This window comes from Pseudomonas sp. Leaf59 (genome assembly GCF_920984685.1).
GTDB lineage: Bacteria > Pseudomonadota > Gammaproteobacteria > Pseudomonadales > Pseudomonadaceae > Aquipseudomonas.
In genome coordinates this window covers 261051-276684 of the sequence record NZ_CAKLBR010000003.1, presented here as the reverse complement: position 1 = coordinate 276684, position 15634 = coordinate 261051, and the positions used below count along the sequence as shown (strand labels likewise).

Annotated in this window: 7 protein-coding genes and 1 pseudogene; 6 read left to right on the top strand and 2 right to left on the bottom strand. The window is 59.2% G+C overall.

Features of this window, described 5'->3' with window-relative positions; genetic code table 11:
* The first annotated feature begins 63 nt into the window (after positions 1-63).
* The gene (locus LUB09_RS04850) at positions 64-4107 is read left to right on the top strand and encodes a membrane-targeted effector domain-containing toxin (RefSeq protein ID WP_231421806.1); all 4044 of its coding nucleotides are present in this window, start codon (positions 64-66) and stop codon (positions 4105-4107) included.
* Positions 4108-4130: 23 nt separating this feature from the next.
* On the opposite strand, the pseudogene LUB09_RS04845 reads toward LUB09_RS04850, so the two are convergent.
* Positions 4131-4312 (bottom strand): annotated as a pseudogene (locus LUB09_RS04845) (fatty acid cis/trans isomerase); the annotation flags it as partial.
* 161 nt (positions 4313-4473) lie between these two features.
* On the opposite strand from LUB09_RS04845, the gene metH reads away from it, so the two are divergent.
* Positions 4474-8184, top strand: a complete 3711-nt coding sequence (gene metH, locus LUB09_RS04840; RefSeq protein WP_209981226.1) for a methionine synthase — start codon at positions 4474-4476, stop codon at positions 8182-8184.
* 36 nt (positions 8185-8220) lie between these two features.
* On the opposite strand, the gene LUB09_RS04835 is transcribed toward metH, so the two are convergent.
* Positions 8221-9288 carry an ABC transporter substrate-binding protein gene (locus tag LUB09_RS04835; RefSeq protein WP_209981224.1) on the bottom strand — a complete coding sequence of 356 codons (1068 nt, stop codon included), beginning with the start codon at positions 9286-9288 and terminating at the stop codon, positions 8221-8223.
* A 424-nt stretch (positions 9289-9712) separates the two neighbouring features.
* Between LUB09_RS04835 and LUB09_RS04830 the strand changes: the two genes are divergently transcribed.
* The 4 genes from LUB09_RS04830 (at position 9713) to poxB (ending at position 15601) form a co-directional block, all read left to right on the top strand.
* Positions 9713-11371 (top strand): nitrite/sulfite reductase, encoded by a 1659-nt coding sequence (locus tag LUB09_RS04830; protein ID WP_231421805.1) that lies wholly within the window; start codon positions 9713-9715, stop codon positions 11369-11371.
* Positions 11355-11849, top strand: a complete 495-nt coding sequence (locus LUB09_RS04825; protein WP_003235539.1) for a DUF934 domain-containing protein — start codon at positions 11355-11357, stop codon at positions 11847-11849. The genes LUB09_RS04830 and LUB09_RS04825 overlap by 17 nt, the downstream gene beginning before the upstream one ends.
* A 631-nt stretch (positions 11850-12480) precedes the next feature.
* Positions 12481-13728 (top strand): MFS transporter, encoded by a 1248-nt coding sequence (locus LUB09_RS04820; protein WP_231421804.1) that lies wholly within the window; start codon positions 12481-12483, stop codon positions 13726-13728.
* A gap of 148 nt (positions 13729-13876) precedes the next feature.
* On the top strand, positions 13877-15601 hold the full coding sequence (poxB, locus tag LUB09_RS04815) for a ubiquinone-dependent pyruvate dehydrogenase (RefSeq protein WP_231421803.1): 1725 nt from the start codon (positions 13877-13879) through the stop codon (positions 15599-15601).
* Positions 15602-15634: the final 33 nt, after the last annotated feature.

The following is a 15634-nucleotide window of genomic DNA, read 5'->3' as shown; positions in this document are numbered from 1 at the left end:
ATAGATAGGCACCGCCGCCCAGAGGGAGCGCCTCGCCACACTTGCCTCCTTTGAGAGGCGATCATGATGAACCCGTCCCCCGCTGGGATCGAAGCCAGCCAGTCCGTCTATCTCAAGCAGTTGCTGGAACAACAAAGGGCCTTGGAGCAATTGCTGAACCAACAGCCCGAGGCCGCCAGATCCCTCAGCGCACTACTCCTGGCGAAAATCCAGTCGGGATTCCCCGGATTGCCGTTGCCTATTGCACTGAAAGCTGTGAGTTATGACGAAGATATCCAACTGTGCACCCGCCCTGGCACGCACACCCTGGTGTCAACGGACACACCGGCTCGCCCATTGTCTGCGCTATTCACTGACACGCCCTGGGGCGGCGAAAACCATAACGCGCCCAACCGGCGCTACCGCTACCACGCCACGTCCACCTATCAGCTCCAGCCTGGACACCGCGTCAGTGCCACAAGTGGTGGCACCCCGGCATTCGAAACCTTTCTGGACACGTTGATCCGCCAGCCGGACCAGTGTTTTCAACAGTTACTGGATGAGTATTGGCGGGGCCCGTTCGCACCAGGCGAATCGACAACCCGGCGTCAATGGCTTGCCAGCCAGTTGGGCAAAACCCTGCAGGCCGAAGCGGCGCTGCGCGTGGAGGACGGCACGCTCGACACCGCCTGCAAAACCCTCATCGGCCAGCTCGTCGAGCGGCCCTGCAGCCAGGCTCGCGCGGGCCTGCCGCCAGACCAACGCCCCGCAGCCTTCGCCGTGAGGCTCAAGGGCCGCGCCAACAAACCCGATATCGCGCTGGTGGAGGTGTTTGTAATTGCCGGCAAAACCCCGGCGGCCAACGTCTCGGCAAGCACCGATATCGGCGCTGTTATGCTGTTCACCCCTCACCAGGGCATTGAGACGCATGCCTCGCTGCAAGCCCTCGACCAGTCGCTGCGCATGCAGATGGCACAGGGTACGGCCCGCGAACAGCTGCTGAGCCTAGCCTGTTGGCAAGACCAGGCACGCGCACGCCGGTACCTGAAAAGTGCCCCCGCGTTCGTTTACACCGCCATCGACGAGCATCTGTTCCAACATCGCGTGGAGCGGCTGCTCAGATTGCAGAAAGCCGATATCGAATATGCCTGGCAGCAGGTACGCCAACAGGGTTCGAATGGTCAGCAGGTGTATGAACAATTCAATCGCCTGGCGCATCTCGGCACTTTCCTGGATCTGCGCGAACTGATGGTTGCGCGCAGTCGGCGCTACCTCGAAGCCGCCTTGCCAGCGTGGTATCAGGCGGCAAGCAAGACACACAAACAGGCGCTCAAACAGCGAGCCCATGCCGAACTGGAGGCCAATAAACGCCTGGCCGGCCAATTTCGCACCGCGGCGATCCCCACTCTGCACGCGTTCGCCAGCAGTCAACTCACGCAGCAATTGCAACGCGATTATCCCGACTGGGACACGGTCCCGGATAAGGTTCAGGTCCACATCACCACCTCCTTCAACCCCGCCAGCATGGGGGGCGGCGCGGGCGTGGACCATGTGCCCCCGACCGATGACCCGGCCACACGGCCCAGCAGTGCGGCGGTCTTGACACTGACCCAACTGGCACTGAAGAACAACACGCCGTGGGATGTCAGCGTGTACCAGTTGCTCATCGGTAAACGCACTTCGATGTCAGCCGAGGGCAAGGCGACGTCCGGCAGGCCTATAACCCTGGATGACGCCTACCTCAAATCGCTGATTAAAAAGCTCGACGTGGGCGCAGGTTACGACCGGTTGTTGCAGTTACGCCTGCTCGATCAGGGCCAGCCCCTGCGCCAGGCCTGGAGCGGCGCTTATCTCGCCAGCCTGAAAACCCAGGCACTGACCGCCAGGCTGATCAGCGGCAGCTTCCTGAAAGACCGCGAGAACAGGGGCTATAAATGGGTCAACGCGATTATCGAGACCTTTTTGCTCAACGCCTATACCACTGTCAGTGGGCACAAGGTCGTGGCAAGCGCGCTGATTATCGCCAACTCCCCGGCAACGGCCAACGGCTACTCACTCAATGACAGCCTCATAATCAGCGTGGAAAATCGCCGCTCCGTGCCCAACGTGATCCTTTTCACTCCCTCGTGCCCCGCCGAGCACGATATTCAGGAATTTACCGACAGTGCCGCGATGCAGCAGTTTCTCCAATTGCAGTGGGACACCTCCAGCGAATGGCGCGACTACGTCCTCCAACACTTGACAGAACTCGGCAAGGCACGCGTCACGGAGCGCAAGAACCGCATCTACAACCCGTTCGATAACCTTTACTTCGAGACGATCAACGCACCGGTCTGCGATGCACTGTACGAGCAGCAGGTCTGGACCCTGCGACACAACGCCGACGTTGCGTCGACCAGCAACGCTGAAGTCGAACGCGAATCGCTGTGGAACAAGGTCACCTTCGGCATCGATTTGGCAATCGACCTGATCGGCTTTTTACCCATCACCAGCGCTTTCAATGCGGTACGCAATATCACGCGGACCCTCATGCTGCTCAAACAGATGGGACGCTCCAAGTCTGCCGCGCGCGCGCTGTGGTCCATCACCGGGGCCCGCAGCCGCCCACTCCTGGCCCCCCAATTTGATGCCGTCCCCGCGCTTCGACCGACGCCGGATCTTTCCGGGCTGGACGTGGCGGTCGACCCGCTGACCCTTGAGCGAATCCGCGGCAACCTCTACCAGAGCGCGACGTCGGTTCAGCAATATGTGCGGGTCAACGGCAAGCACTACCTGACCGACATTGCTCAGGGGCAACGCTTTCTCCACCCCGAAGGTGCAGCCGGAAAAAACCTGCGCTATCCACTGACACTGGATGCCTCCCTCAAGCATTGGCAGGTCGAACCGAAGCCCCGATTGCCTGGCGGCATGGTTCCTGTCGAAAGATCGGCGCTGCAAACCACTTATCGGGACTATGAATTATCACCCACCGACCTCGCCGCGCTACCGAGTGTCAATCAGGCGAGGCCAGGGTCTTTCAACCTGGAAAAGCTGCCCCCGGTGATCCCTGTTACCGATAATTGCGCAGCGATATTTCATGTGTTTGGCATTCAGGCAAGATTGCGTCGCCATGCCAGAAGTTATTACCGGGCGTTCGTTGCGCCTTCAAGGTCGATCGCCCTGCCGCCCCCGCGTCTGTCGACCGATGATTTGTTAAATCAGTTGTTCAGCCAACGTAGAGGCTTGATTTTCGGTGAACACCATTCGTTCCCGCTCACACGGCAGTATTTGACCAGACACGCAGTCAGCCTGAGCCGCGCGGGGGTCGCAGCGTTCTACATGGAGGTGTTCAATACAGATATGCATCAGGCTGCACTGAGGCTGTACAACGCTTCACCCAACAATCAATTGCCTCAATTACTGAGAAGCAGGATTGAACGCATGGGCGAATCAGCGGCCGGACAATCGCCATTCGACTACGTTCGATTGGTCGAAGCGGTACACGCCCAGGGCATTCCGATCCATGCGCTGGATACCACTGCCAGCTACCTCTATAGAGCAGGTGATCTCGAACTGCCACACCCGCTGACCCTCGCCGAGTACCTTGATCGCGTGACCATGTTCAACTTCTTTGCCTACAAGAGAATCAATTTCGATCAATCATCCATTGGACCGCATCGCTGGGTAGCCCTCGTCGGGGTCGGTCATTGCAACACCATGCAGGACATTCCCGGGCTGGCCGAGTTGACCGACGCAATCGGCATCCGAATGACCACACGTGTTGCCACCCAGCCGATGCCACGGGTGACCCATGATCCTGGCAGGTTGATCGATTACCGCGCGCCCTCCGGACGGTTTCTTTACAGATGTGATTTGCAGGTTTGCCTGCACAGCACCGTAAACGATCATGAACTGGCCCTTCGCCTACACAGCCCGTTCACTTTCACCACCGTCATGGCGCCCACCAACCAGGCTCTGTTGCTTTACATCAACGCACAGCACGCGGCGGTGGAAGTTGCGGTACTCGCCGACGGCTCCCAGGCGTATGTCAATCATGCGCCGTTCGGCGCGGTCAGCCATCGACGCTTCGCCGACCTTGATGCATTGACCGAAGCCTTGATCGATGAACTGGGAATGATCGAGGTTTGAGACTTGGACCGTTTGTCCCTAGAGGTCACGTTGCCGAACGCATCGAAACTCACCGCCAACTGGTCATAGATGCGCTCCAACAACGGGTAGTCGAACAGCCACATCGTCTGCGGCACTTCGCCGATAGGCCTTTGGTCACCGAGGCGCTGTCGAAGTGGCGCCAGATGCTCGGCAGCGCATTGTCATTGCCTGCCCACAGCGTCGTTCTGCGTCGATTCAACGCGTGCAATTGAAGTGAGGGCAATGCTACTGGGACAGGAGGCTCGCCAACATGAGCAACATTCATGCAAAACCCTCTCATGCTCCAAATGCGCACAAGTTTGCTATGATTCACGCCCTCCGTAATGCCTGACCCAGAGTAGTCCCATGTCCGATCGTAGCGCTCGCCTGCAAGCCCTTCACCAAGCCCTCAAGGACCGTATCCTGATCCTTGACGGCGGCATGGGCACGATGATCCAGAGCTACAAGCTCGAAGAACAGGATTATCGCGGCAAGCGCTTCGCTGACTGGCCAAGCGACGTCAAGGGTAACAACGACCTGCTGGTGATCACCCGTCCGGACGTCATCGGCGGCATCGAAAAAGCCTACCTGGACGCCGGCGCCGACATTCTGGAAACCAACACCTTCAACGCCACGCGCATCTCCATGGCCGACTACGGCATGGAAGCACTGGCCTATGAGCTGAACGTTGAAGGCGCACGCCTGGCGCGCCAGGTGGCCGACGCCAAGACCCTCGAAAACCCGGCCAAGCCGCGCTTCGTCGCTGGCGTGCTCGGGCCTACCAGTCGCACCTGCTCACTGTCGCCGGACGTGAACAACCCCGGCTACCGCAACGTAACCTTCGATGAGTTGGTGGAAAACTACACCGAGGCCACCAAGGGCCTGATCGAAGGCGGCGCCGACCTGATCCTGATCGAGACCATCTTCGACACCCTCAACGCCAAGGCTGCGATCTTCGCCGTGCAGGGTGTGTTCGAGGAACTGGATGTCGAACTGCCGATCATGATTTCCGGCACCATCACCGACGCCTCCGGCCGCACCCTCTCGGGCCAGACCACCGAAGCGTTCTGGAACTCCGTGGCCCACGCCAAACCGATTTCCGTGGGCCTGAACTGCGCCCTCGGCGCCAGCGACCTGCGCCCTTACCTGGAAGAGCTGTCGAACAAGGCCAACACCCATGTGTCTGCGCACCCCAATGCCGGCCTGCCCAACGAATTCGGCGAGTACGATGAACTGCCATCGGAAACGGCCAAGGTCATCGAAGAGTTCGCCCAAAGTGGCTTCCTCAATATCGTCGGCGGCTGCTGCGGCACCACGCCCGGCCACATTGAAGCCATCGCCAACGCGGTGGCCGGCTATGCGCCGCGTGCGATCCCGGACATTGCCAAAGCCTGCCGACTGTCGGGGCTGGAGCCGTTCACCATTGATCGCAGCTCGCTGTTCGTCAACGTCGGCGAGCGCACCAACATCACCGGTTCCGCGCGCTTTGCCCGGCTGATCCGTGAAGACAACTACACCGAAGCCCTGGAAGTTGCCCTGCAGCAGGTGGAAGCCGGCGCGCAGGTGATCGACATCAACATGGACGAGGGCATGCTCGATTCGAAGAAGGCCATGGTGACCTTCCTCAATCTGATTGCCGGCGAGCCGGACATCTCCCGCGTGCCGATCATGATCGACTCCTCCAAGTGGGAAGTGATCGAAGCCGGCCTCAAGTGCATCCAGGGCAAGGGCATCGTCAACTCCATCAGCATGAAGGAAGGCGTGGAGCAGTTCATTCATCACGCCAAACTGTGCAAGCGCTATGGCGCCGCCGTGGTGGTGATGGCCTTCGACGAAGCCGGCCAGGCCGACACCGAAGCGCGCAAGAAGGAAATCTGCAAACGCTCCTACGACATTCTGGTGAATGAAGTCGGCTTCCCGCCGGAAGACATCATCTTCGACCCGAACATCTTCGCGGTCGCCACCGGTATCGAAGAGCACAACAACTATGCCGTCGACTTCATCAACGCCTGTGCCTATATCCGCGACGAGCTGCCGTATGCGCTGACCTCCGGCGGCGTGTCCAACGTGTCGTTCTCGTTCCGCGGCAACAACCCGGTGCGTGAGGCGATCCACTCGGTGTTCCTGCTGTATGCGATCCGCAACGGCCTGACCATGGGCATCGTCAACGCCGGTCAACTGGAGATTTACGACCAGATTCCCGCCGAGCTGCGCGATGCCGTGGAAGACGTGGTGCTCAACCGCACCCCGGAAGGCACCGACGCCCTGCTGGCCATCGCCGATAAATACAAGGGCGACGGCAGCGTAAAAGAGGCCGAGACCGAAGAATGGCGCGGCTGGCCGGTGAACAAGCGCCTGGAGCACGCGCTGGTCAAGGGCATCACCACCCACATCGTTGAAGACACCGAAGAATCCCGGCAGTCGTTCGCGCGCCCGATCGAAGTGATCGAAGGCCCGCTGATGTCGGGCATGAACATCGTTGGCGACCTGTTTGGCGCCGGCAAGATGTTCCTGCCCCAGGTGGTGAAATCCGCCCGTGTGATGAAGCAGGCCGTGGCGCACTTGATTCCGTTCATCGAGCTGGAAAAAGGCGACAAGCCGGAAGCCAAGGGCAAAATCCTGATGGCCACGGTCAAGGGCGACGTGCATGACATCGGCAAGAACATTGTCGGCGTGGTGCTCGGTTGCAATGGCTATGACATCGTCGACCTGGGTGTCATGGTGCCTGCGGAGAAAATCCTGCAGGTGGCCAAGGAACAGAAGTGCGACATCATCGGCCTCTCCGGCCTGATCACGCCGTCCCTCGATGAAATGGTGCACGTGGCCCGCGAGATGCAGCGCCAGGACTTCCACCTGCCCTTGATGATCGGCGGCGCGACCACCTCCAAGGCGCACACCGCGGTGAAAATCGAGCCCAAGTACAGCAACGACGCGGTGATTTACGTCACCGACGCCTCACGCGCAGTGGGTGTGGCCACGCAGTTGCTGTCCAAGGAACTGAAGGCCGGTTTTGTCGAAAAAACCCGCCTGGAATACATCGACGTACGCGAGCGCACCGCCAACCGCAGCGCGCGCACCGAGCGCCTGAGCTACCCCGCCGCCATCGCCAAGAAGCCGCAGTTCGACTGGAGCAGCTACACGCCGGTCAAACCGACGTTTACCGGCGCCAGGGTGCTGGACACTATCGATCTCAGGGTGCTGGCCGAATACATCGACTGGACGCCGTTCTTTATCTCCTGGGACCTGGCCGGCAAGTTCCCGCGAATCCTTGAAGACGAAGTGGTCGGTGAAGCCGCCACTGCGCTGTACGCCGATGCCCAGGAAATGCTCAACAAGCTCATCGACGAAAAACTCATCAGTGCTCGCGCGGTGTTCGGTTTCTGGCCGACCAACCAGGTACAGGACGATGACCTGGAAGTCTACGGCGACGATGGCCAGCCGATTGCCCGGCTGCACCACCTGCGCCAGCAGATCATCAAGACCGACGGCAAGCCGAACTTCTCGCTGGCCGACTTTGTGGCGCCCAAGGCCAGCGGTGTAACCGACTATATCGGCGGCTTCATCACCACCGCCGGCATCGGAGCCGAGGAAGTGGCCAAGGCTTATCAGGACGCGGGCGACGACTACAATTCGATCATGGTCAAGGCCCTGGCCGACCGCCTGGCCGAGGCCTGCGCCGAGTGGCTGCACCAGCAGGTGCGTAAAGAGCATTGGGGTTATGCCCAGGACGAAGCGCTGGACAACGAAGCGTTGATCAAGGAGCAGTACAGCGGCATCCGCCCTGCCCCGGGCTACCCGGCGTGCCCGGACCACACCGAGAAAGCCCAGTTGTTCCAGTTGCTGGACCCCGAAGCCCGCGAAATGCATGCCGGGCGCAGCGGCGTGTTCCTCACCGAGCACTACGCGATGTTCCCGGCGGCGGCGGTCAGCGGCTGGTACTTTGCCCACCCGCAGGCCCAGTACTTTGCCGTGGGCAAGGTCGACAAGGATCAGGTAAACAGCTACACCGCACGCAAGGGCCAGGATCTGGCCGTGACCGAGCGCTGGCTGGCGCCGAACCTGGGCTATGACAACTAGGATTGTCAGGCCAGTCGTGCTGCTCGCGACCCGCGTTTAGCGCAGCAGCAGTTGCAGGCTGAACGGGTAACGGTAGGACGCGGGCTTGCCCACCGCCGACAATGCGCGAAAGTCCACTGCGGTCGGCGGCCCGAGTAAATGCCGGGCCTGGTTGGCATCGATCAATTGGAACAAGGCTGCCTGGCGATCGCGGCCGCCGTGGGCGTCGAGGTCTACGCCCTTGGCGTGATCATTGATCAACACCATGGCCCAGCCTCCCAGCGTGAAATGCCCGGCCACCAGGGTGGTCAGCCGTCCGTCCAGCCGCGCCTGCAGAATTTCCGGCGAGCTGTTAACGGCACTGAAGAGCACATCCTTGCCCGGCATTCGCCCGCTCGCTTGCACGGCCTGCATCGCGCCCAGCGCCATCTCATCGTTGGCAGCCCACACCAACGCCGTCTGCGGGTTGCGTTTGAACAACTGCGTGGCCTGCTCAAAGGCCCGCTGGCGGTTCCATTCGCCATAGACCAGTTGGCGCAGACGCACTTCGGGATGCTCGGCCAGGGCGCGGTGCAGGCCGCGCTCACGCAACTGCGCAGCCGGGGTGGTCTTGCTGCCGGAAAATGCCAGCAGGTCGATGGACGCCCCGGGCGCCAGCGGGCCGTACTGGCGCAACAGATCGATGAGCATCAGGTAGCCGGCCTGCTCGTCATCGGCCACCAGGCTGGCAATCCAGTCGGGATGCTGGTGGGTGCCCAGCAGTTGAGCCTGATCGGCCGTCAGCGCGTTGTTCACGATCAGCAACTTGACCCCGCTGCCCTCGGCCATGCGCAGGATCTGCGGGGCGATGTACTGCTCATTCACCAATACCAGGTAATCCGGCCGCGCACTGCCCAGCAGCGCTTCACGGGCCTGGGCCAAGGTAGTGTCGGAAACGCGCTCGGAATAGCGCACGCGCAAATCCAGGCCGAGGTCAGTGGCGGCAGCCTGCATGAATTGCGCGTAGTTGACCCAGAAGGCTTCCGTCGACATACCCGGATTGAGAAACACCACGGACGACGCCTGGACCATCGCCGCGCATGTCGAGCCGAGCAGCCATACACACGCAATCAGAACTTTCAACATGGTTGTCCAAGCCTTGAATATTGACCGCCATCATAGTGGCAATACGACAGGCAATCGAGACACCAGCGAAAAGGTCGTTATGGATGCCCAACCCAGAAAAGCGCTGTGCCCACCACCAGCACAACCAGGAACAGAATGGCCCAGGCATCCACGGTAATGCCGGGTTTACGGACTTTTGTAGAATTGCTCATCGCATCGCCTCTTGTCGGTTTTATAGGTGATTGCATCAAGACTCGAGCACAGTAAAGTTCATGCTTGCCCATATGACAAATGTGGGTATCGCGATAACGGTTCGCATTAGTCATTTTGGTTATTTGCATATACTCAAACATCACTTTTGCGCATAAACGCAACCTGTTATCGTGCGCCCGCTCCGTTGGGAGTGCGCGGCCGTGCGCGCAGATTTGCCGAGAACAGGACCTATATGTACGTATACGACGAATACGATCAGCGCATCATCGAGGACCGCGTCAAGCAGTTCCGTGATCAGACCCGACGCTATCTGGCAGGCGAACTGAGCGAAGAAGAGTTCCGCCCTCTGCGCCTGCAAAATGGCCTTTACGTTCAGCGCTTTGCGCCGATGCTGCGGGTGGCCGTGCCCTACGGCCAACTGACCTCGCGCCAGACGCGCATGATGGCCAAGATTGCCCGCGACTTCGACAAGGGCTACGCCCACATCAGCACGCGCCAGAACGTACAGTTCAACTGGCCGGCGCTGGAAGACGTGCCGGACATCCTTGCCGAGCTGGCCACCGTGCAGATGCACGCCATTCAGACCAGCGGCAACTGCCTGCGCAACGTCACCACCGACCAGTTTGCCGGTGTGGCCGCCGATGAGCTGATCGACCCGCGCCCTTGGTGCGAGATCGTGCGTCAGTGGACCACGTTCCACCCCGAATTCGCCTACCTGCCGCGCAAGTTCAAGATCGCCATCAACGGCTCGACCTCGGACCGCGCCGCCATCGAGGTGCACGATATCGGCCTGGAGCCGGTGCACAACGCCGCAGGCGAGCTGGGTTTCCGCGTACTGGTGGGTGGCGGCCTGGGCCGTACCCCGGTGGTCGGTGCCTTTATCAATGAGTTTCTGCCGTGGCAGGACCTGCTCAGCTACCTCGACGCGATCCTGCGGGTTTACAACCGCTACGGCCGCCGTGACAACAAGTACAAGGCCCGGATCAAGATCCTGGTCAAGGCGCTGACCCCTGAAGTGTTCGCGCAGAAAGTTGATGCCGAGATGGAACACCTGCGCGGCGGCCAGACCACCCTGACCGAAGCCGAAGTGCATCGCGTGGCCAAGCACTTCGTCGACCCGGATTACAAAACCCTGAGCAATCAGGACGCCGAGCTGGCGGCGCTCGATCAGCAGCACCCGGGTTTCGCCCGCTGGCGCACCCGCAATACCCTGGCGCACAAACAGCCGGGCTACGTGGCCGTGACCCTGTCGCTCAAACCCACCGGCGTTGCGCCGGGCGATATCACTGACAAGCAGCTGGACGCCGTCGCCGACCTGGCCGAGCGCTACAGCTTCGGCCAACTGCGCACCTCCCACGAGCAGAACATCATTCTCGCGGACGTCGAACAGAGCCAGTTGTTCGCCCTGTGGGGCGAGCTGCGCGAAGGCGGTTTCGCCACGCCGAACATCGGCCTGCTGACCGACATCATCTGCTGCCCGGGTGGCGACTTCTGCTCCCTGGCGAACGCCAAGTCGATCCCGATTGCCGAATCGATCCAGCGTCGTTTCGATGACCTGGACTACCTGTTCGACATCGGCGAGCTGGACCTGAACATCTCCGGCTGCATGAACGCCTGTGGTCACCACCACGTCGGCCATATCGGCATCCTGGGCGTGGACAAGAAAGGCGAAGAATTCTACCAAGTGTCCCTGGGCGGCAGCGCCAGCCGCGATGCGAGCCTGGGCAAGATCCTCGGCCCGTCCTTCGCCCAGGAAGCCATGCCCGAAGTGATCGGCAAGCTGATCGATGTGTACGTCGAACAGCGCACCGAAGATGAGCGTTTCATCGACACCTATCAGCGCATCGGCATTGACCTGTTCAAGGAGCGCGTCTATGCAGCGAATCATTAAGAACAACGAAGTCCTCGACGAAACCTGGCACCTGCTGCCCAAGGACGCGAGCTTCGATGGCATCTCCAACTGCGACGACCTGATCGTGCCGCTGGCGCTGTGGCGCGAACACGGCCACGCCCTCAAGGCCCGCGACGGCGGCCTGGGTGTGTGGCTGGACGCCGACGAGGAAGCCGAAGAGATCGGTGCCGACGTGGAACACTTCCAGGTCATCGCCCTGAACTTCCCGGCCTTCACCGACGGGCGCAACTACTCCAACGCGCGCCTGCTGCGTGACCGCTACGGTTACAAGGGCGAACTGCGCGCGATTGGCGACGTACTGCGCGACCAACTGTTCTACCTGCGCCGCTGCGGGTTCGATGCCTTCGCCCTGCGCGCCGACAAGGACCCGTACGAAGCGTTGGAAAGCCTTAAGGACTTTTCGGTGACGTACCAGGCCGCGACCGACGAACCGCTGCCGCTGTTTCGGCGGCGCTGAGTCTGACGAATGAAAAAGCCCTGGCATGCCAGGGCTTTTTTGTGGGCGCTCGTTGGTGATATGACCCACCGTACTGAGCCTCTGTGGCGAGCAGGCTTGTCCTGCGTTGGGCTGCGCAGCAGCCCCAAAGCCAGGCGCTGAGCCGTATCAGGTACACCGCGTTTTGCTCGATTGGGGGCGCTTCGCACCCCAACGCAGGACAAGCCTGCTCGCCACAAGGATGAGATTGCCTGAGATGACTTATGTGCAGCCAATACTTAGGGTGAAATTTCAGGATTTAAGATCGAAAGGTCATTTTGTGTCTTATAAAGTTGTCCAGCTTCAGCGAGGCGGCGATAAAAAACACACGCTGAGTCAGCGGAAAATCACAATACATTACTCAATATTTCAGAACCAAAAACCCTGAGAGACGAGCATCATACATTCGCCCATAAAAACAATAACTTAACCTCGCTTAGGACGCGCACGTAGGAAGTTGCAGGAATCGTCCGACTGATTTTTTCTTGTAAAGTCGCGATGCCTATATATTCTGAATCGCCACAAGACAAGCAAGACACCGCCGCCACAAGTATTACCGCCTCTTCAATACCCAGCCACACTATAAAATCAAAAGCAAAGAACTCAAATAAAAATGAGCACATTGAAAATTTTCAAAAACAAAAACGACAACCTATATTACGCCCTTTCGATATTTATAAACTTGGACGTCCAAAGAAGTTTATTCGTACTTTACCTATTGCAACTTGGAATCACCCAAGGCGAGATAGGCATCCTTCAATCTTTTTTATTTTTCTCCTCCGTCGCACTGGAACTACCTTCTGGTTTACTCGCCGATCGTTACGGACGCAAGCTCTCTCTTATCATCGGTTTTTTAGGGTTATCGCTCAGTGGTATTGGCTTTTTGCTATTTTCATCTTTCATTCCTTTCGCAATTATATTTTGTCTATTCGGCGCCAGTATTGCCATGGGCTCCGGTTCAGATAGAGCACTGTTATATGACAACTTACTGGCCAACCATCGAGCTGACGAGTACCCCATGATATTATCAAGAGCCCGCGCTATTGGTGCAGTGTCACTGGGTTTATCCATGCTGCTGGGTGGTATATTACAAGACACGTTATCGTGGAACGCCGTTTATATTTTCTTTGCGATATCAAAAATTATTGGCGCCATCGTCGTGACATTCATCCCCGAAATAAAACTCCCGCCCTTCTCATCAACTCCCCATAAGAAAAGCAACTTCATCGATAAGGAAGCCGATGGAGTCTTCACTTCGCTCATTCATTTTTTCCGCTCCAAAAAAGGCGCCTTTCTGATACCTTTATTTATCGGATATGCTCTATTCGAGCTTTCAACGATCCCTTTGTTTATTTACGGACAGCCGTTTTTTTCCATGCTGGGCTTGGAAGTGCCTGTCATTGCTGGCATTTATGCTGCCGTCGAAGCTATCTCAGCAGGCATGTTCATGGTGGCTGGTTTTGTTTGCTCCAGATTCTCGCTCGGCCTCATTGCTTTCACTACAACCATCGCCGCTACTTTTCTTCTTTTCGTTTTATCATTGGACATTGGGATAATAACTTCTATTGCAACCTTTCTTATCATCATGTCCCTCCCTGCCCTCTATGAAACCTCATACGAAACCTATATACATGACAATGTCGAGTCACGTATCCGAGCCTCTTGCCTCTCCTTCGCCAACTTGATTAATTCAGTTATTATCGGCATCTCCTATACTGTTTTCGGCGGACTGCTGGACACATATGGCTTCTCCGTCACTCTGATTATCGTTGCAGCTTTCTGTCTTGCTGGCTTGTTGGGTGTCAGCGCAACCTTACTATTAGGTGGACAAAAAACTCATTTAAAAAAACAGGCTATTTAAAGCGCTCCGCTCTTCTTCAGGCACGCTCCAGTGCTGTGCCAGAGCCTCTCCTGACGCAATCTTCACGTTAAAAACGGAGCATTCGCCGTGATCGAACTGTCCCCTATTGATCAGAATTTTTTTACCTCACTGACGATTGGAGTTCTTCATGGCGAAAATCAACCTGGCCCAGCAATTGGCGACCACCCTTGAACAGGCGGGCATCAAGCGCATCTGGGGCCTGACCGGCGACAGCCTCAACGGCCTCACCGACGCCCTGCGCACCATGGACAGCATCGAGTGGATGCACGTGCGCCACGAAGAAGTCGCCGCGTTCGCCGCCGGTGCCGAAGCCGCCGCCACGGGTGAACTGACGGTGTGCGCCGGCAGTTGCGGACCGGGCAACCTGCACTTGATCAACGGCCTGTTCGACTGCCATCGCAACCATGTGCCGGTGCTGGCAATCGCTGCGCAGATTCCGTCGTCGGAGATCGGCCTTAACTATTTTCAGGAAACCCATCCTCAGGAGCTGTTCAAGGAGTGCAGCCATTTTATCGAGCTGGTCAGCAACCCCGAACAGATGCCCCAGGTGCTGCACCGCGCCATGCGTTCGGCGATCCTCAACCGTGGCGTAGCGGTGGTGGTCATTCCGGGGGATGTGTCGCTGCTGGAGGTGGACGCCAAGCTCAAGCCGTGGCCGGCCCTGCATGCGCCGCGTAGCGTGCCGGCCGAGCCGGACCTGCAGCGTCTTACCGAGATGCTGCAGAGCAGCCAGAAAGTCACGCTGCTGTGCGGCAGCGGCTGTGCAGGCGCCCATGACCAGGTGGTGGCGCTGGCCGACGCGCTGGGCGCGCCGGTGGTGCATGCCCTGCGCGGCAAGGAGCATGTGGAGTGGGACAACCCGTTCGATGTGGGCATGACCGGTCTGATCGGCTTCAGTTCCGGCTACCACGCGATGCTCGATTGCGACACGCTGATCATGCTCGGCACCGACTTTCCGTACCGCCAGTTCTACCCGACCGATGCGAAGATCATCCAGGTCGACCGCGACCCGCAGGCCCTGGGCCGTCGTGCCACGCTGGACCTGGGAATCGCCGCCGACGTCGGCGAGACCATCGCCGCGCTGCTGCCACGCCTGACGCGCAAATCCGATCGCAGCTTCCTCGACACCTCCCTGAAGCATTACCAAAAAGCGCGCCAGGGCCTGGATGACCTCGCACAGCCGTCAAAAGCCGACCGGCCGATCCACCCGCAATACGTTGCGCGCCTGCTCAGCGAACTGGCCGACGACGATGCAATCTTCACCGCCGACGTCGGCTCACCCACCGTGTGGGCTGCGCGTTACCTGAAGATGAACGGCAAACGCCGCCTGATCGGTTCGTTCAACCACGGCTCCATGGCCAATGCCATGCCTCAGGCGATTGGCGCACAGGCGGCGTTCCCTGGCCGGCAGGTGATTTCGATGTCCGGCGACGGTGGTTTTGCCATGCTGATGGGGGATTTCATCTCGTTGGCGCAACTGAACCTGCCGGTGAAAGTCATCGTGTTCGATAACTCATCCCTGGGTTTTGTCGCCATGGAGATGAAAGCGGCCGGCTATCTGGACACGGGCACTGAGCTGAAGAATCCGGATTTCGCCGCCATGTCCAACGCCATGGGCATCCTCGGGATTCGCGTGGAGCAGTCCGAAGACCTGGAGCCGGCCCTGCGCCGCGCCCTGGCCCACGATGGCCCGGTGCTGGTGGACGTGGTCACCGCCACTCAGGAACTGGTGATGCCACCGACCATCAAGCTGGAACAGGCCAAGGGATTCAGCCTGTACATGCTCAAGGCAGTGATGAGTGGGCGTGGGGATGAGGTGATTGAACTGGCACGGACCAACTTGCTACGCTGATCCTGAGCTGACTACATCGTCCAGGGTGGGAGC

What these genes read in the sequence shown, in the direction of transcription:
- LUB09_RS04850 (WP_231421806.1), top strand. Translation starts at nt 64, where the DNA reads ATGATGAACCCGTCCCCCGCTGGGATCGAAGCCAGCCAGTCCGTCTAT.
- metH (WP_209981226.1), top strand. Translation starts at nt 4,474, where the DNA reads ATGTCCGATCGTAGCGCTCGCCTGCAAGCCCTTCACCAAGCCCTCAAG.
- LUB09_RS04835 (WP_209981224.1), bottom strand. Translation starts at nt 9,288, where the DNA reads ATGTTGAAAGTTCTGATTGCGTGTGTATGGCTGCTCGGCTCGACATGC.
- LUB09_RS04830 (WP_231421805.1), top strand. Translation starts at nt 9,713, where the DNA reads ATGTACGTATACGACGAATACGATCAGCGCATCATCGAGGACCGCGTC.
- LUB09_RS04825 (WP_003235539.1), top strand. Translation starts at nt 11,355, where the DNA reads ATGCAGCGAATCATTAAGAACAACGAAGTCCTCGACGAAACCTGGCAC.
- LUB09_RS04820 (WP_231421804.1), top strand. Translation starts at nt 12,481, where the DNA reads ATGAGCACATTGAAAATTTTCAAAAACAAAAACGACAACCTATATTAC.
- poxB (WP_231421803.1), top strand. Translation starts at nt 13,877, where the DNA reads ATGGCGAAAATCAACCTGGCCCAGCAATTGGCGACCACCCTTGAACAG.